This is a genomic window from Rhizobacter sp. P3_B12 (assembly GCF_056402895.1).
In genome coordinates this window covers 1-538 of the sequence record NZ_JBFUGN010001778.1, presented here as the reverse complement: position 1 = coordinate 538, position 538 = coordinate 1, and the positions used below count along the sequence as shown (strand labels likewise).

The 538-nt window shown below is 72.1% G+C and carries 1 protein-coding gene; it reads right to left on the bottom strand.

Going from position 1 to position 538, the window contains the following annotated elements; translation table 11 throughout:
• On the bottom strand, positions 1-538 hold a 538-nt coding region (locus AC1D01_RS38180), incomplete at both ends, for a PAS domain-containing protein (protein WP_477875222.1).

Here is a 538-nt window from a genome sequence, read left to right as displayed (position 1 = left end):
GCTTGGCGCTGAGCGCCTCGATCTCGCGCAGGCGCGTCGTGCCCTCGGTGTCGTCGAGCAGGATGCCGGTCATGCGCACCGGCCGGCCCTGCGGGCCGGGATGCACTTCGCAGAGCGAGTGGAACTCCTTGACCTGGCCGTCCGGCAGCACGAGGCGGAACCAGGTCTCGTAGCGGCCCGGCGCTTCGCCGAAGCGCCGGTGCTCGCGGCGGAAGCGGTCGCGGTCGTCCGGGTGGATGGTCGAGCGCATGTACTCCAGCGTCAGGCCGTCGGGCGGGCGCGGGATGCCCATCACCTGGTAGCCCCAGTCGTTGAAGTAGATGCGCTGCGTCGCCAGGTCGATGCGCCACACCGACACCGAGGCCAGCGTGACCGCGCGGTTCAGCTTGGCGCTGAGCGCCTCGATCTCGCGCAGGCGCGTCGTGCCCTCGGTGTCGTCGAGCAGGATGCCGGTCATGCGCACCGGCCGGCCCTGCGGCTCGGTGTCGTCGAGCAGGATGCCGGTCATGCGCACCGGCCGGCCCTGCGGGCCGGGATG